The sequence below is a fragment of the Streptococcus bouchesdurhonensis genome, from assembly GCF_948472335.1.
This window is the reverse complement of sequence record NZ_CAOKTW010000002.1, coordinates 36,409-54,509: the sequence shown is the minus strand read 5'-3', so window position 1 is coordinate 54,509 and position 18,101 is coordinate 36,409. Positions and strand designations below refer to the sequence as shown.

Below are 18,101 nucleotides of genomic sequence, written 5' to 3'. Positions count from 1 at the left end.
CCAACTGAAAGAACTACCTCCAGTGACAAACTTTGAGAAAAACGGTAGTAGAGCTAAAAAGAGAAGTAAAATAGGAAGCATCCGCATTGTTAAAATCCGTTTGGCATAAAAAAATCTTTATTTAAACGAAAATATTATAGCAAAATTTACGCCAGTTTTTGAACGACTGATGTAGATATTTTATACTTTCAAAATGTTTAAATGTGATTATTTATTTTTGAAAAATAGCTCACCAGCCCGACTGAAAGTGCTTATAGAATGATAATAAGTCGCCTGCCGAAAACAGCGGAAAATAGCGGTGTTATGCGGAGATAATCTGACGCGATGCGAAAGTATATTGCATACTTATTTTCAACAATTTAGCAGAGTATTTTTATAAGTGTGATATAATAGAAGTATAATTTGTTCTGATAGTTTATTTTATGGAGAAGTAGATTTTTAGAATGCGGAGGGTTCAATATGGTTGAGTTTATAAAGTCTAAGAAAGAAATGAGTGAGGAGGATATTAAAGCAAATTTCATCACTCCTGCTATTGTATCCAAAGGATGGAAAAATGGTGAGCATATCGCTTACGAAGAATACTTCACTGATGGTCGAATTGAGGTTAGAGGAGATAAGGCTCGTCGTAAAGAAGGAAAAAAATCAGACTATTCACTGTATTACCAATTTGGAACTCGAATTGCAATTGTTGAGGCAAAGGATAATAAACACAGCGTTCGAGCAGGATTACAACAAGCTATTGAATATGGAGAGATTTTAGATGTTCCATTTGTTTATTCTTCGAATGGTGATGGCTTTATTGAACACGACCGTATCACGAGAGAAGAACGTGAGCTGGAGTTAGACGAATTCCCTACTCGTGAAGAATTATTTTCTCGTATGACGAAGGAAAAAGGATTGACGTACGAAATTACAGAAGCTATCTCAACTCCATACTATACAGACGCCTTCTCAATGAAAACGCCACGCTATTATCAGCAAATAGCTATCAACCGTACTATTGAAACAGTTGCCAGAGGACAAAAACGAGTAATGTTTGTGATGGCAACAGGAACGGGGAAAACGTTCATGGCTTTTCAAATTATTCATCGCCTTCGAAAAGCTGGTTTGGCTAAACGAGTTTTATTCTTAGCAGATAGAAACATCTTAGTAGACCAAACGATGGCTGAAGACTTTAGGCCATTCGAAAAGGTAATGACGAAAATTACACCAAAACTTTTGACTGCTCCTGAAAAATTAAATTCTTTTGAAATTTATCTAGGGCTTTATCAGCAACTAACTGGTGAAGATGGAACTGAAACACATTATCAAAAGTTTGACAAAGACTTCTTTGATTTAGTCATAATTGATGAAGCGCACCGTGGCTCAGCTAAGGAAGACAGTAACTGGCGTAAGGTGATTGATTATTTCAGTTCTGCGACACAGATTGGGATGACCGCTACTCCTAAAGAAACCAAGAATGCTTCCAATACGGAATACTTTGGTGAGCCAATCTATACTTATAGTTTAAAACAGGGAATCGAGGATGGTTTTTTGGCTCCATATCGTGTTATGAGGGTTAATTTAGATGTGGATGTGGATGGTTATCGTCCAGAAACTGGAAAAGTTGATACTAACGGACAATTAATAGAAGATAGGTACTACGGCAGGAAAGATTTTGACAAAACCATTGTCATTGATGATAGAACGCAAAGAGTTGCCAAGTTTGTTTCTGATTATATGAAGCAAAACAATGCACGATTTGATAAAACAATTGTTTTTTGTGTTGATATTGACCATGCCGAGCGAATGCGTGCTGCACTTGTAAAAGAGAATCTAGACTTAGTCCAAGAAGACTATCGTTATGTCATGCAAGTAACTGGTGACAACGCTGAAGGAAAAGCTCAACTGGATAACTTTATGGATGTCAATTCTAATTTTCCCGCTATTGTAACAACGTCTAAATTATTAACGACAGGAGTTAATGCTAAAACATGTCGTTTGATTGTTTTAGACTCTAATATCCAATCCATGACTGAATTTAAACAAATTATTGGTCGTGGCACACGTCTTTATCCTCAAAAGGGGAAAGAATTTTTTACGATTATTGATTTTCGAAATGTTACCAATTTGTTTGCTGACCCTGATTTTGATGGCGAACCAGTGAAGGTTCTGGAAACGGGCGCAAAAACAAACAATGGTACTACACCTGGTTTTGTAAACGAAGGTGGTGACCCAGTAGAAAAATATATCGTTACAGACAAGCAGGTTACCATTCTTAATTCTACTGTTCAAGTATTGGATGAAAACGGGAAACTGATTACCGAAAGCCTGACCGACTACTACTCGGAAGAATATCTTAGGTAGCTACGCCACTTTGAACGATTTTATCACAGTTTGGCATACGGCGGATAAAAAGAAGCTTATCTTAGACGAACTTTATAAAAAAGGAGTTTATCTAGATGCTATTCGAGAGTCGGAGGGAATATCAGAACAAGAAATCGATGATTTTGATTTACTCCTAAAACTTGCCTATGGTCAAAAAGAATTAACCAAGACGGAACGTATCAATAAACTCAAACAAAGCGGATATTTATATAAATATAGTGAGGAAGCGCGTGCTGTTTTGGAAATTTTACTGGACAAATACATGGATAAAGGTATTGGAGAACTCGAAAGCATTGAAACATTAAAACTTCCAGAATTTCAGATATATGGTGGAACCTTCAAAATCATCAATACTTATTTTGGAGATAAAAAACGATATTTACAAGCAATTAAAGAATTGGAGAAAGAGCTATTTACAGTAGCTTAATGAAAGGAAAGTATGTCAATTACATCATTTGTAAAAAGAATTCAAGATATCACTCGAAACGATGCTGGTGTTAATGGTGATGCTCAACGTATTGAGCAAATGTCTTGGTTATTATTCTTAAAAATTTATGATAGCCGTGAAATGGTTTGGGAATTAGAAGAAGACGAGTATGAGTCAATTATCCCAGAGGAATTAAAATGGCGGAATTGGGCTCATGCTCAAAATGGAGAGCGGGTATTGACAGGCGATGAATTACTTGATTTTGTCAATAACAAGTTATTCAAAGAGTTGAAAGAGCTTGAAATAACTTCAAATATGCCTATTCGAAAAACGATTGTTAAATCAGCTTTTGAAGATGCGAACAACTATATGAAAAATGGCGTCTTGTTACGCCAAGTCATCAATGTTATTGATGAAGTTGATTTCAATAGCCCTGAAGATCGTCATTCGTTTAATGATATTTACGAAAAAATTCTTAAAGATATTCAAAATGCTGGAAATTCAGGAGAATTTTATACGCCACGTGCAGCGACTGATTTTATTGCCGAAGTTCTTAACCCAAAACTTGGAGAATCAATGGCAGACCTTGCTTGCGGAACAGGAGGCTTCTTGACTTCGACTCTGAACCGTTTAAGTAGTCAACGTAAAACTAGTGAAGATACCAAAAAATATAATACAGCTGTTTTTGGTATTGAAAAGAAAGCATTTCCTCATCTTTTAGCAGTTACAAATCTGTTTCTTCACGAAATTGATGACCCTAAAATTGTTCATGGAAATACTTTGGAGAAAAATGTTCGTGAATATACGGATGATGAAAAATTTGACATTATTATGATGAATCCACCTTTTGGAGGGTCAGAATTAGAAACAATAAAAAATAACTTTCCAGCAGAATTACGGAGTTCTGAAACAGCTGATTTATTTATGGCTGTCATTATGTATCGTTTGAAAGAAAATGGTCGTGTTGGAGTTATTTTACCTGATGGTTTTCTATTTGGTGAAGGTGTAAAAACTCGCTTGAAACAAAAACTGGTAGATGAGTTCAACTTGCATACGATTATTAGGTTGCCTCATAGTGTCTTTGCACCGTATACAGGAATCCATACGAACATTCTTTTCTTTGATAAAACAAAGAAAACAGAAGAAACTTGGTTTTATCGTTTAGATATGCCAGATGGTTATAAAAATTTCTCGAAAACTAAGCCGATGAAGTCAGAACACTTCAATCCTGTTCGTGACTGGTGGGAAAATCGTGAAGAGATTCTGGAAGGTAAGTTCTACAAATCTAAATCATTTACACCTAGTGAATTGGCTGAGTTGAATTATAATTTAGACCAGTGTGGCTTTCCAAAAGAGGAAGAGGAAATCTTAAATCCCTTTGAGTTGATTCAGAATTATCAAGCGGAAAGAGCAACTTTAAATCATAAGATTGATAATGTATTAGCTGATATTTTGCAGTTGTTGGAGGACAAATAATGACACCAGAACAACTTAAAGCAAGTATTCTCCAAAGAGCGATGGAAGGGAAATTAGTGCCGCAAAATCCCAATGACGAACCTGCAAGTGAATTATTAAAGAGAATTAAAGCTGAAAAAGAAAAACTTATCAGTGAAGGAAAAATCAAACGAGATAAAAAGGAAACTGAGATATTTCGTGGTGATGATGGGAAACATTATGGGAAGTTTGCTGATGGAAGTATAAAAGAGTTTAAACATAATATACCTAAAGGATGGGCCATAGTTTATTTACCAGACATTTGTGCATTAGAGGACGGCTCAATAAAAAGAGGTCCTTTTGGTAGTTCTATAACAAAGTCAATGTTTGTTCCGAAAGGAGAACATACATATAAGGTTTATGAACAAGGTAATGCTATAAGAAAAACTATAGATTATGGAGACTATTGGTTAAAAGAGAGTGATTATATACGTTTAAAAAATTTTTCAATAAAAGCAGGAGATATTTTAATATCTTGTGCAGGTACTATTGGAGAAATCTTTCAAATACCTTCAAATTATTATAATGGAGTTATAAATCAAGCATTATTAAAACTTACGTTAAACTCAGATATAATAGATTCACAGTATTTTAAATGGATGTTTACGAGTTTGATTAATACACTAAAAGAACATTCTATAGGCTCAGCAATAAAAAATTTAGCTTCAATAAAATTTTTAAAATATGAAGTTCCTATGTTATTACCTCCCCTATCCGAACAAAAATGCATCGTTAAAACCATTGAAGAATCTCTAGCTAAAGTTGATGAATACGCTGAGAGTTACAATAAACTACAGCAACTAGATAAAGAATTTCCAGATAAACTAAAAAAATCTATTCTTCAATATGCTATGCAAGGAAAATTAGTTGAACAAGACCCAAATGATGAATCAGTCGAAGTTTTACTTGAAAAAATACGAGCAGAAAAACAAAAACTCTTTGAAGAAGGCAAGATTAAAAAGAAAGATTTGGACATTTCTATTGTTTCCCAAGGAGATGATAACTCTTATTATCTGAATAACATTAAAATTGAAATAGATTTTCCAAGAAGATAACTTGGTTGCTAGCTCCTTTAAAAAAATTGTAACAACTATTTCAGCTAAGCCTTATCAAATAAAACAGTCTGAAATTGTAAAAAGGGCAAGATTCCAGTAGTTAGTCAATCTAAAATATTAGTTGAAGGATTTTCTAATAATTTTTCTAAGATTCTAGACTATAAAACAAACGTTGTAATATTTTGACCATACAAGAAATCTTAAGATTATAGACTTCCCTTTTGTTGTTGGTGCAGACGGAGTAAAAATTCTGTCTCCAATTTGCTTATCTGCAAAATTTTTAAAATACCACTTAGACTATACGCTATTATTTGTTAGGAACAGGGGCTATGCTCGACATTATTCGTATCTAAAATCTAAAATAATAGGTATTCCTTCAGTTTTAGAACAAAAGAGAATTGTCGCTAAAATTGATTTACTTTTTCAAAAAGTTTCTCAGCTTTAGTAATTATTAATTTTTGTGTACGTATACCTGGAAAATTAATTATAGTTTGAGAAAATCTAGTTTTGTTTAATATAGGAATAGTGGTAGATGATGTATTGTTCTTGAATTGTTTTTGCATAAAATCAGACTGTATAGCTAAAAGTAAAAATTTTGAGTTGACAAAATTAAATACTTCTATGCCATGCATTTGTTGATTGAACGCTCCATCAACACGAACAATCCCAGCAATTCCAATATTTCCAATACCATTTATTAAAATAGAACCTGCTTTTATTTTTCTGGATTTTGTATTTCCTAGAACCGATAAATATTCAGTTGCATTGTATAGTTCTCCTTGTAATAAATCAGCAGGTTTATAGAATGGTATTTCGCCGCCGTAGTTTTCAGGGCTATTTTTAGATGGCGTGTTACCAGTACTAATTATTCCTATATAATTTAATGTTGTCTGTACCCAATTCATAGGTATCTTCCCATAATAAGAGCCATAATCACAAAAAAATAGCAGATGGTCAATTTGACCACCTGTTATTTTTTTACCAATTAACAATTTTATCTACAATATTTGTTGTTCAGTAGCTGTTTTCCTTAGATAAATTCGAGTAGTTTCTATACTTTCGTGTCCCATCAAATCTGCAAGCAAGGCAATATCATTATACTTCGATAAAAAATTCTTAGCAAATAAATGTCTAAAAGAATGAGGGTAAATTACTTTAGGATTCATTTTGTATTTATCAGCATAATTTTTTAACTGTTGAGCAACTCCTCTTGCTGTAATTGGTTCATTAAATTTATTCAAAAATAAATAACCACTTCGGCGATTTTCTGATTCTAACCAACTAAGACAACTATTTCTTAATTTTTTAGGAATGTACAGTCTACGAATTTTACCACCTTTTGAGTAAATGTCAAAATAACCGATTTCTACATGCTCTACTTTTAGTTTAATAAGCTCACTTACACGAGCCCCAGTTGCACCTAAAAACCAAACGACAAAATGCCATTTTAAAATACCATCTTTTTTCAAACTACGTTTAAGAAAAAGGTAATCAGCATAGCTAATGACATCTTCTAAAAACGGTTTTTGCTGTACTTTGACAAATTTTAATTTCAAATCATCATGACCAATAAAAGTCAGATATTTATTTACTCCTTGTAGTCGCAAATTGACAGTTTTAGGTTTAAAATTGTCTAATAAATATCCCTTGTATTCAAATAAATCTTCCATTTTGAGTTCATAATTCTCCAAGAAAAATCGAACACCATAAAGGTACGAACGCACAGTATTTTCAGCTAAACCAGCTTTCTTCAAATGTAATTCAAATTCTTTCAACGTAAAACTCCTATCTTATGTTTGATAGAAATTCCACCGCACGTAAAACTATTATACTAAATTAGTGCGTCAATATGGGCGAAAAATTGTTCGATTTTATCAACGATTCTGGATTGTTCAGGAAGGGGTGGGAGTGGGATTAGAATAGAAGCAACTTTATCACTATTCAAGTTTTTCACAACAGCTCCACTAATTAGAGATAAAAATTGAGAATAAACTACATTTGATGAAAGAATATAGAATAGGTAATCTCTATTTAATGAGTTTTCATAGTTCGAAATAGCCAACCATCCATCGTGTATTGCACCATCAACATTCAAAATATAAGGTCTACCAAAACTCATAGAATTAGTTAACAAAAATGTACCTTTTTTTTACAAATCTAGTTTTGTTAAGCCCTGATTTTTTGATTTTTTCTTTAACATTATTTATATACTTTTCACCCTTTTCAGTATCACCTATTTTTATCCAATTTATTCCATCTACTTCGGAAGTAAGATAATCTTTGATTGGTCGTGGAGAACCACCTCTAACAATTTCAACCAATGTAGAAAACCTCACCCACTCCCAACTTTTTGGTATTTCATAAGGAACTTCCTCATAATAAGAGTTATCATCTCCTTGGGAAACAATAGAAATGTCCAAATCTTTCTTTTTAATCTTGCCTTCTTCAAAGAGTTTTTGTTTTTCTGCTCGTATTTTTTCAAGTAAAACTTCGACTGATTCATCATTTGGGTCTTGTTCAACTAATTTTCCTTGCATAGCATATTGAAGAATAGATTTTTTTAGTTTATCTGGAAATTCTTTATCTAGCTGTTCGAGTCTATTATAACTTTCAGCATATTCATCTACTTTTTCTAAAGCTGATTCGATTGCTTCTATTATGCGTTGTTGTTCAGCTAGCGGAGGGAGAGGGATTAGAATAGAAGCAACTTTATCACTATTCAAGTTTTTCACAACAGCTCCACTAATTAGAGATAAAAATTGAGAATAAACTACATTTGATGAAAGAATATAGAATAGGTAATCTCTATTTAATGAGTTTTCATAGTTCGAAATAGCCAACCATCCATCGTGTATTGCACCATCAACATTCAAAATATAAGGTCTACCAAAACTCATAGAATTAGTTAACAAAAATGTACCTTTTTTTACAAATCTAGTTTTGTTAAGCCCTGATTTTTTGATTTTTTCTTTAACATTATTTATATACTTTTCACCCTTTTCAGTATCACCTATTTTTATCCAATTTATTCCATCTACTTCGTAAGTAAGATAATCTTTGATTGGTCGTGGAGAGCCACCTCTGACAATTTCAACCAATGTAGAAAACCTCACCCACTCCCAAGTATCAGGAATATCATAAGGAACATCAATTTCTTGAGTACTTCCATCAGCAAACTTCCCATAATGTTTCTTATGTGCTTCAAGTATATAAAAAGGCGTAAAAATACGCCTATAGATAATGGGGTTGAAATAGGTTTATTGTTGATGAGATTGTAGATAATTCAATTTTTTACTTCCAATCGAATACTTAAAACCTCCACCTTTTCTGCCTGTAATTGTTCATCATAAAATTCAATATCTTCAGGATTTTCCCCTTGGCAACCTCGGTAGAAATATTCTTCCGCTCGATCAGGATTCAAAAATCGACAAGCACAAACAAAACAGTCTCCATCATCATTTATTGAGATAATATAGTAGATTGAAATAAGATGTAAACAAATCGATTAGGAAAGTTAAATTAATTTCTAGAAATTTTTTAGCAGATGTAGTGTACTATTCTAGTCTCAATTTACTATGGCTTCAAATATATCTTTCGAAAAAATATTTACAGATGTGTAATTTTGAAGCTTGCAAAAGTTAGTAAATTAGTAAACTTGTAGATTTCGATTTGAAGCAATGTGTTTTCTTGCCCGATATTGTTTTTGAAATTGAATTTTTCCATAGTGACTCCTTGATTTTCTTCTACACGTCTAATGATAAATCTAATTCGCAAAAGAGTCAAGAGGATTTTTCGAAAAATAAATAGCGACCGAAATCGCTATTTTAAGGGTTATAGGTATTTGATGGCTTAGACTGCTGTGTGACTGTTTACCCTCAGGCAATCTTTCTTATATATTAGTATTAGTAAAGGTCTAAATAATTATCAATTTCCCATTGTGAAACGAAGGTTGCATAGCTTGCCCATTCGATTCGCTTGGCTTCAAGGAAACTAGTATAGATATGTTCTCCAAGAGCTGCTCTGACAACCTCATCTTCTGTCAAAGCTTTCAAAGCGTTGTGAAGGGTTGATGGAAGGTCTGTAATACCAGCTTCCTTGCGCTCTTCTGCTGTCATGATGTAGATATTTTCTTCGATAGGAGCTGGTGCTTCGATTTTATTTTCAATACCATGCAAACCAACTTCCAAAAGAACTGTCATAGCGATATATGGGTTTGCCATTGGATCAACTGAACGCAACTCAAGACGAGTTCCCATAGCACGTGAAGCAGGCACGCGTACAAGTGAACGAACGGTTACGACCAGCCCAAGCAATGTAAACAGGGGCTTCATAACCTGGAACCAAACGTTTGTATGAGTTAACCGTTGGGTTCATGATAGCAGTATAGTTGTAGGCATGCTTGATCAAACCGCCAAGGAAATGGTAGGCCGTTTCTGACAACTGCATTCCTTTTGGATCATTTGGATCAAAGAAGGCATTATTTCCTTCTGCATCAAACAAGGACATATTACAGTGCATACCTGATCCAGCAATACCAAATTTTGGTTTGGCCATAAAGGTTGCGTAAAGGCCATGTTTGCGAGCAATGGTTTTAACAACAAGTTTAAAGATTTGAATCTTATCACAAGCACGGAGAACTTCATCATACTTAAAGTCAATCTCATGCTGTCCAACCGCAACCTCGTGGTGACTGGCTTCTACTTCAAATCCCATTTGGGTCAAGACATTCACAATCTCACGACGTGTGTTGTCCGCAAGGTCAGTAGGCGCCAAATCAAAGTAGCCACCCTTGTCATTCACTTCAAGTGTTGGATCCCCATTTTCATCGAGTTTAAATAGGAAAAATTCTGGCTCTGGTCCAAGGTTGAAGGATTTGAATCCAACTTCTTCCATGTGACGAAGAGCACGTTTCAAATTGCCACGAGGGTCCCCCGCAAATGGTTCACCTTCTGTTGTATAGACATCACAGATCAAACCTGCAACACTTCCATTTTCATCTCCCCAAGGGAAGACTGTCCATGTATCCAAGTCAGGGTACAAGTACATATCTGACTCATTGATACGTACAAAACCTTCAATAGAAGATCCATCAAACATAGCCTTGTTTGACAAGACTTTATCTAACTGTTCATCTGTAGCAGGAATTTCGACGTTTTTCATGGTTCCCAAAATATCTGAGAACATGAGACGGATAAAGGTAACATTTTTTTCCTTGACTTCACGACGAATATCTGCAGCTGTGATTGGCATGAGTTTTCTCCTTAATGTATGACTACTTGCGGTTGCTTAACCGCGACCAAAAGGTGATTGCACCGAAGCAAAGCGACCCTGTTGGAGGAGTTCATTGTGAAGTGCACGGCGCACCTCAGTCTGACTCACCGCTTTCTTGGATTTCGCTTCACGTTCAGCATATTTTTTCTTAATGGCAGCGATATTATAACCTTCAGAGATATAATCTTTGATTTCAAGCAGACGATCCATGTCATTCAAGGAATACATGCGACGGTTCCCTTCGTTTCGATCAGGTTTGATCAACTCTTGATCTTCATAATAACGAATCTGACGCGCCGATAGATCGGTCAACTTCATAACACTGCCGATAGGAAAAACAGCCATATTTCGGCGAAATTCTTTTTCCTTCATTTACAATTTCCTTCTTTCTGTCTATTATAGTCTAAAAAAAGACAAACGTCAATTGATAATGTTATAAAATGTAACATCATTTTTTTTTTCTCTAAAAGGAGCCGAATACGATCAATATCGTAATTTACGAGAATTGCGACAAAAACTCCCATGAACGTTTCTGATACACGCGCAAATACGTACAAAATTGTTTCGCCGCTCGGAATCGATAGGGTAATGATTAACATAGCTGCTACACCACCAATAACCCCTGCTTTGTTATTCATAGCTACATTTGTCATAATGGTTAACATGGTGCAGATTGGAACAACTACCAAGGTCACCAAAAGGCTTCGTGGAAAAAGGTATTTAATAAGAAAAAGACCAAGGCATAGAGTCCACCGATACTATTTCCTAGAATACGCGAAGTCCCAAAATGAACACTCTCATCAAAACTCTCCCTCAGGCTAAAAACGGCTGTCAAAGCACCAATTTGAAGACCTTTCCAGCCAAAAAAGCCAAAAATCAAGAGAACTAGAAAAACAGCAATACCTGTTTTAAAGGTTCGCATACCAAGTTTGAACTGGGATTTATCGAATTTATATTTTTTAAAATAACTCATAATCTCAACTTTCTATTTCCATTTTATCATAAATCGGTGATTTTTATGAGTAATAGTTGAGAGGAAGCGTTTTTATTTTAAGCAAAAGAAAAGAGGAACTTTCATCCCTCTCTTCTTTGATTTGTTTATAAAATCTTATTTTTCTGTCAAGGCTGCAAGTCCTGGAAGAACCTTACCTTCAAGAAGTTCCATTGATGCTCCACCACCCGTACTAATCCATGAGAACTTGTCTGCACGGCCAAGGTTAATCGCTGCGGCAGCTGAGTCACCACCACCGATGATTGATTTAACTCCTGGTTGTTTCACGATAGCGTCCATCACACCGATTGTACCAGCTTGGAAATCTGGGTTTTCAAATACACCCATAGGTCCGTTCCATACAACTGTTTTGGCACCAGTCAAAGCTTCGTCAAATTTGGCGATAGATTTTGGACCGATGTCAAGACCAAGGAAGCCTTCAGAAACTGCTTCACCTTCAGTGTCACGCACTTCAGTGTAACCAGCAAATGCGTTAGCTTCTTTTGAGTCAACTGGCAAGATCAATTTACCATTTGCTTTTTCAAGAAGAGCTTTCGCAACATCCAATTTGTCTTCTTCTACAAGTGAGTTACCGATTTCGATACCTTGTGCTTTGTAGAATGTGTAAGTCATACCACCACCGATAAGGACTTTATCAGCTTTTTCAAGCAAGTTTTCGATAACACCGATCTTGTCTGAAACTTTTGAACCACCAAGGATCGCTACGAATGGACGTTCTGGAGTTTCAACTGCTTCTTGGATATAGGCAATTTCGTTTTCAAGAAGGAAACCAGCAACTGCTTTTTCAACGTTTGCTGAGATACCAACGTTAGATGCGTGTGCACGGTGAGCTGTACCGAATGCATCATTTACGAAGATACCATCTCCAAGTGATGCCCAGTATTTACCAAGTTCAGGATCGTTTTTAGATTCTTTCTTGCCGTCAACATCTTCGTAACGAGTGTTTTCAACCAAAAGAACTTGTCCATCTTCAAGAGCGTTGATCGCTGCTTCCAATTCAGCACCACGAGTTACACCTGGGAAAACAACGTCTTGGCCCAATTTAGCTGCCAAGTCTGCTGCTACAGGAGCAAGTGATTTACCAGCTTTATCAGCTTCTTCTTTCACACGTCCAAGGTGAGAGAAAAGAATTGCACGTCCACCTTGTTCGATGATGTACTTAATAGTTGGAAGAGCTGCTGTGATACGGTTGTCGTTAGTGATTACGCCATCTTTCAATGGTACGTTGAAGTCAACACGAACGAGGACTTTTTTACCTTTCAAGTCAACGTCTTTAACAGTAAGTTTTGCCATGTTACAAAAACCCCTTTATTTATTTTATTCGAAACTATTATATCACACTTTGGAAATATAAGGAAAGATTTCACAAGATTTTTCGATATTTAATCTTCATCTTCTTTTTTCTGTTTCAATGTCAAGGCTAAACTAGCAAGACCAAGGCTTGCCAATCCTGCTATTAGGGCTTCATTGGCATCAGCAGTTCCTGTATTTGGCAATTGGGTGCCTGCTTCTTCTGATTTAACTGCTGTATTTTGGGCTGGTTTTTCTTGTGTAGGCGCTACTGCTGGTTCTGTTTTTACTTTTGTTCCAATTTCAACAATTTCTGGAATCGCCTCTTGGATGACTTCTGTTGAACGAAGACGACGCTGACCGTTTTCATCAACTTCAAAGACATGTCTTAATAGACCATCTCGTCCCTGTATGATGACTCGTTGTTCCCCAACTAGCATATCAGCATTTTCATGCTCTTGACGGTCAAAGGCAACCTTTTCCTCTTGAACTTCCAATTTAGGAGCCTTTTGTTGATCAGAAGTAGGTTGATTAGTAGTTTTTGGAAGGACTGTGTTTTGTTGTTCTGGTTTAGTTGAGATAGTAACAAGGTCATTTGCACCATTAGATTCTACTCGTGGTTTCTCAGCAGATTCATAAACAAAGGCATAATGAGTAAAGTGTGGTGCTGTAAAGATAACATGACTATCCGTTTGTTCAAAAGCCAATTCCACTGCCTCTTTGCCTTCAGGTAAGAAGAATACTCTCTTCACTTTCTTATCTTTTTCAATTGGAATTTTCACAATAGAAGCGTAAGAGAGATCAACGTCTTGACCTTTTTCATCTAGACCTTCTATTTCAAAGACATGAGCATCTTCTCCAGCAAAGTATTTCTTCTCTTCAGCACTTGCTTGAACACGCTCTACTTTCAAGCCCTTGATGACAGTCTTCTCTTTATTTGAGAAGTGTACTTCAACACCTGTTTTACTATCAGAAAAGACTGCTGGCTTGTCTTCTTTCAATAAGGCAACCAGATCTTTCAAACTCTGTTTCGCTGTTGCAAGCTCTTCTGGACTCAAATCTACTTTTTCAACCAAGGCCTTGTTTTTCTCAAGAAGAGGAGCTAGGGCAGAACCTGAAGGATGGTTTGGTTTGGCAGCCAAGAGTTCTTGAGCCTCACCTGTTAAGCGATCAAGCTCTGTCTTTTCTTCCGTAAATTTCTCTTGACCATTCAGAGCTTTATGAGCTTCTGTCAATTTATTAAGACGGTCATTAACCTGATCTTGGGTACTAGTTTCATGGTCTTTCAACACTTGTTCAGCCGCTTCAATTGCTTTCAAGAAGGCTTCTTTTACTTCTGGTGAAGCAAAGTTATAGACCACCTTGTTCTTAGCCACTTCAACTTCTGCTAATTTTTGTTTAAGGTACTCATCGTTCAATGCTGCTTTTGGAGATACCAAAACATCAAAGTTGACTTCATGACCTTGGTAACGAAGCGTCAAGGTTTGACGACCAGTCTTTTGAGCATGGTAACCAGTAATTTCAACTCCCTCATCAGTAAAGGAATGTTCTTCCATGGTGTCATTGCTATAAGCCACTGCAAAGCGTCCTTCAGACAAGTCTAAGCTATCACCAACTAGGTAATCTTTTTTCGGTTCCTGACTTACTTCAATTCTCAAAATAGTTTTCGGACTTGCTTCATCTTGACTAGTAACAGTCACTGACAAATTCGCATTTACTGGTTGTCCCAAGTATTGGAGAGTAAGATTTTGTTCTCCCTTATGATGCGTGTCAAATCCTGATACTGATACACCTGCGTGAGTTAGGCGAATGAGTTCGTCCTCAGCTCCCCCTTCATACCGAACTCGAAGAACACCACCTCTAAGGTTCAAATCCTCCCCTTCGGCGTAGCTTGTTTTCTTAGGTCCTGTCTCTAGGCTGACTGACTTGATTTTTCTGTCATCTTTTGGAACGGAAACTGCTAGGACATTACTAATTTCCTTGCCTGGAAACTGGGTACGATAGTACAGAAGACCAGATTGATTTGTCAAATCCAATGGTGCACTTGCTAGGTCTCCTCCAACTTCGCTCTTCAAGGTTGCAAGCGGAGTTTGAGAATTTGGATTGTCATAAACGGTAATGGTTGCTCCAGCTGGTACATCCGCAAAACCAACCTGTACCTTGTTATTGCCTAGAGAACGGGCTGCAGCCTTGGCCATCGGAATATTGACACTCTCAGTATCAAGCTTTTCATACATTTTCCAGTTATAGATACGAATAGCCTTCCATGGAGTTCCATTGTCAGAAGTGACAACATTCAAGCGCCAGTCTTGAGCAGTGATTGGTTTATCAAGAGTGATATCTGTCACGTGTGCTTTGTTACCACGGACTTCCTTAGCTAGCTTCCACTCACCATCTGCATCTTTATAATAAAGGTCAAAGTCTTTGGTGTTCATCAAGCCATCGTTAACAGACTCACCACCAGCTCCAGCATGATCCATGACCCATCTCACAACACGGCGTGGTTGTGTCAAACGAATATCAACGCTACCACTTAATTGAGAAGAAGACCATTTGTCAGATAGACTGGTGATGGTCCCATTCAACATACCTTCGATACCTTCTCCACCTTCTGTATCTGGGAAGGTACTTCCGATAACAGTAGCCCCTGGAACGATGTTTTCTGCTAGAGGTCTTGGAAGACTTGTGTCTTGGACAGTCATCCCCCACTCAAAGTTTGTAGTTGCTGCTTCAGAACGAAGGCCATTCTTACCAACTGCAACAACCTTCAACTCCTGACTAGTACCAGTCGCACTAGCTGAGCGGCTAACTTTTGGTAGGTAGATCGTAGTTGCAGATGAACCTGTCAATAGGCGCCAAGCATCGCCATCCTTTTCATAGACTTCATAGAAATCAGCATCTTTATGACCAGTAAATTGTACAACTGCTTCCGCTTCTTGGGCATTTTTAAGGACTTGTTTGGCTACAGCTACTGTGGTTGGTGCCTGAGGAGCATCTTGATTATTGCTGATGGTCAATTGCCCCAGGTTAAATTGATAACCTTTTAAGTCTTTGTCATTTTCAAAATAGAGTTTAATACCGTAAATTGTTTTACCTGCCAAGGCACTCAAATCAAAATCATCGGTAGTCCAGTTATCTGAAACTGTCAATTCTTTACGGGCAGCTTCATCACCATAGGTATAATCTTTCTTGGTTGCAAATTCTACATAAACCTTGGTCCCTTTGCCTCCTTTGTGGGCAACATGCAATTTGGTTGTATCTGTCACCTTCAAGCGAGTAGAGTACAAATTCACATCTTGCTTGGTCGCACCTGAAAGATCCCCTGCAAATTTAAGAGAAGTTCCACCATTATAAGCATCTTCAAAATCATAGCTTGCTTTCAACTTATCACCAGTTGATTTTTGCCACCAGCGCCATGTTGGAAGAACACCTGATACTGAACGATAATTCCACTCAGAATCCTTAGAAACCTTACCATCTACGAACCATTTTTTACCATGACCTGTATTAAAAGAAGTAGTAAAAGTATTACCTACCGCTGGCGTACGGTCCGCAACTAGATTAGCAATACCATACCAATCTTTGTCACCTGGTTTTTGGCCAGTAGGATCACCTTGGTAACCTGTAAAGAATATATCTTCGTTCTTATGATAGTCTTCGCCTGTCTTGCCAAGACTTGTAATAGTATCTGGCGCAAAGAGACCAAGTGACAAGCGAAGTTTGCCATTTTCATCTAAAAGGGCATCCCATTTCACTTTAGTCTTATAAGAACCACCCTGTTGCAATTCCAATCCTGCAAAGACATCGTACTGGCTACGCTCTAGCCATTTGGCCATAGCTACAGAGTAATCATTCTTCTCTTTGGTCCAGTTAAAGTTAGCAAAGAAGTTGTCTGCTGGAACCTTATCTCCTTCAGGTTGCATGAATTGGTAGTTGTATTCTCCCAAACCATCTTGGTGGTAACGTCCATAGTTATAAGTCATGGCATCGTACCAAGAATACTTGATTGGATGGTTTACCTTAGCAGCATACTCCTTGGTATAGAGCATAAACTGGCGCATCTTTTCTCCAAGAGGTTCAACCAAATCCCCAGTTGTTTCTTGGTTAATGAAATAGCCATCATAGCCATAATACTTGGCCATATCTACCAATTTACGGGCAATTGGAAAGCTACCATCTGCGTCTTGCTTCAAAGCTTCAGCAAATTTTTCTTGATCAGCAATACTATTTGACCAGTTGAAGAAGAGTGTACCATATACAGGAACCCCGTTACGGTGACCTGCATCAATAACGTCAGGCGTTGGTACAAGACCTTCCCAGAAGACCATTGAATCTAGATATTGCCAATAGTCAAAAGCATAGGCCTTGAACTCTTCTCCACCAACAGAAGCGTGGTCTTTTGCTTTAGAATTGGTGTTAGATAGGGCTTGTACTTTTGCTTCCTTACTAGCTTTTTCATTGACCAAATGACCTGTCCGACGTGAAGCGAGGGCAACAGATCCGCGGTTAATAGCGTCATCTTCACGAGCTCCTGGTTCCCATTTCAACAATTCATCCCAAGAATTAAATTTGATTTCCTTTGGTTTTAATGTTTTTTCCGTATTTTTAGGGACATCTGGCTGGACTTCTTTTTCAGTCTTATTAGCTTCTGCTGCTGGCTTAGACTCATCCCCTTGGCTAGTTGCTTCGGGCTTTGCTTCTATTTCCTTTTCAGACTTAGGTTTTGCTTCTGCAGATGGTGTTTCTGCAGCCACCTCACTTGCTTTTTCCTCTTGTTTAGCTGTGCTAGCTGCTTCTGCGGTTTCAGTAGTAGCAGCTTCATTGCTTGCTGGCGAAGCAGTTTCAGATGCTGTCGCTACTCCTTCTGCCTCTTCTGCCTTATTTTCTCTAGCATGTTCTCCTTCATGCTGCTTGTCAGCTTCATTAGTTGGATGCTCACTCTCTCCTGAAACAAGCTCTGTATTGGTTCCGCTATTTTCAGGAACTGCAGTTTCTTCTGCCAAAGCTGGACTAGCAAATAAAACAGCACCAATCATCAGCGAGCAGGCTCCTACTGATAACTTACGAATACTGTAACGACAACGTCTTTCAAAAAATGGATTCTTCATTTTCTCCTCCTAAAAGATTGATTTTGTTGTTTTTTAAGAAAGCGCTTTATATTCTGTAGTTTTTTATCAAACTCTAG

The 18,101-nt window shown here is 37.1% G+C and carries 7 protein-coding genes and 7 pseudogenes; 4 read left to right on the top strand and 10 right to left on the bottom strand.

The window, feature by feature from the left end:
* The first annotated feature begins 459 nt into the window (after positions 1-459).
* The 3 genes and pseudogenes from hsdR to QMQ21_RS02990 all read left to right on the top strand — a co-directional run.
* Positions 460-2,794, top strand: a pseudogene (gene hsdR / locus QMQ21_RS03000) (EcoAI/FtnUII family type I restriction enzme subunit R).
* Positions 2,795-2,806: 12 nt separating this feature from the next.
* Positions 2,807-4,270 (top strand): class I SAM-dependent DNA methyltransferase, encoded by a 1,464-nt coding sequence (locus QMQ21_RS02995; RefSeq protein WP_016397115.1) that lies wholly within the window; start codon positions 2,807-2,809, stop codon positions 4,268-4,270.
* Positions 4,270-5,307, top strand: a pseudogene (locus tag QMQ21_RS02990) (restriction endonuclease subunit S); the annotation flags it as partial. The gene QMQ21_RS02995 and the pseudogene QMQ21_RS02990, both read left to right, overlap by 1 nt.
* Positions 5,308-5,747: 440 nt before the next feature.
* Here the strand turns inward: QMQ21_RS02990 and QMQ21_RS02985 are convergent.
* The 5 genes and pseudogenes from QMQ21_RS02985 to QMQ21_RS02970 form a co-directional block, all read right to left on the bottom strand.
* Positions 5,748-6,335 carry a restriction endonuclease subunit S gene (locus QMQ21_RS02985; RefSeq protein ID WP_226372058.1) on the bottom strand — a complete coding sequence of 196 codons (588 nt, stop codon included), beginning with the start codon at positions 6,333-6,335 and terminating at the stop codon, positions 5,748-5,750.
* A pseudogene (gene psrA / locus QMQ21_RS02980) lies at positions 6,322-7,118 on the bottom strand (tyrosine-type DNA invertase PsrA). The gene QMQ21_RS02985 and the pseudogene psrA overlap by 14 nt, the downstream one beginning before the upstream one ends.
* A 56-nt stretch (positions 7,119-7,174) precedes the next feature.
* Positions 7,175-7,462: a restriction endonuclease subunit S gene (locus QMQ21_RS19405; protein WP_425603950.1), complete on the bottom strand. Its 288-nt coding sequence runs from the start codon at positions 7,460-7,462 to the stop codon at positions 7,175-7,177.
* A 171-nt stretch (positions 7,463-7,633) separates the two neighbouring features.
* A pseudogene (locus QMQ21_RS02975) lies at positions 7,634-8,534 on the bottom strand (restriction endonuclease subunit S); the annotation flags it as partial.
* Between the two features lie 374 nt (positions 8,535-8,908).
* Positions 8,909-9,066 (bottom strand): annotated as a pseudogene (locus QMQ21_RS02970) (cell envelope).
* Here QMQ21_RS02970 and QMQ21_RS02965 point away from each other — a divergent pair.
* Complete coding sequence (locus QMQ21_RS02965; RefSeq protein ID WP_079251602.1) at positions 9,031-9,150, top strand: glutamine synthetase; 120 nt, start codon at positions 9,031-9,033, stop codon at positions 9,148-9,150. The pseudogene QMQ21_RS02970 and the gene QMQ21_RS02965 overlap by 36 nt on opposite strands.
* A 95-nt stretch (positions 9,151-9,245) precedes the next feature.
* Here the strand turns inward: QMQ21_RS02965 and glnA are convergent.
* The 5 genes and pseudogenes from glnA to QMQ21_RS02940 all read right to left on the bottom strand — a co-directional run bounded on the left by glnA (position 9,246) and on the right by QMQ21_RS02940 (position 18,024).
* Positions 9,246-10,593 (bottom strand): annotated as a pseudogene (gene glnA / locus QMQ21_RS02960) (type I glutamate--ammonia ligase).
* A 36-nt stretch (positions 10,594-10,629) separates the two neighbouring features.
* Positions 10,630-10,986 carry a transcriptional repressor GlnR gene (glnR, locus tag QMQ21_RS02955; protein WP_000659547.1) on the bottom strand — a complete coding sequence of 119 codons (357 nt, stop codon included), beginning with the start codon at positions 10,984-10,986 and terminating at the stop codon, positions 10,630-10,632.
* Positions 10,987-11,066: 80 nt separating this feature from the next.
* A pseudogene (locus QMQ21_RS02950) lies at positions 11,067-11,587 on the bottom strand (FUSC family protein); the annotation flags it as partial.
* A gap of 135 nt (positions 11,588-11,722) precedes the next feature.
* Positions 11,723-12,919: a phosphoglycerate kinase gene (locus tag QMQ21_RS02945; RefSeq protein WP_001096743.1), complete on the bottom strand. Its 1,197-nt coding sequence runs from the start codon at positions 12,917-12,919 to the stop codon at positions 11,723-11,725.
* A gap of 89 nt (positions 12,920-13,008) precedes the next feature.
* Positions 13,009-18,024 (bottom strand): endo-beta-N-acetylglucosaminidase, encoded by a 5,016-nt coding sequence (locus QMQ21_RS02940; protein ID WP_261813880.1) that lies wholly within the window; start codon positions 18,022-18,024, stop codon positions 13,009-13,011.
* Positions 18,025-18,101: the final 77 nt, after the last annotated feature.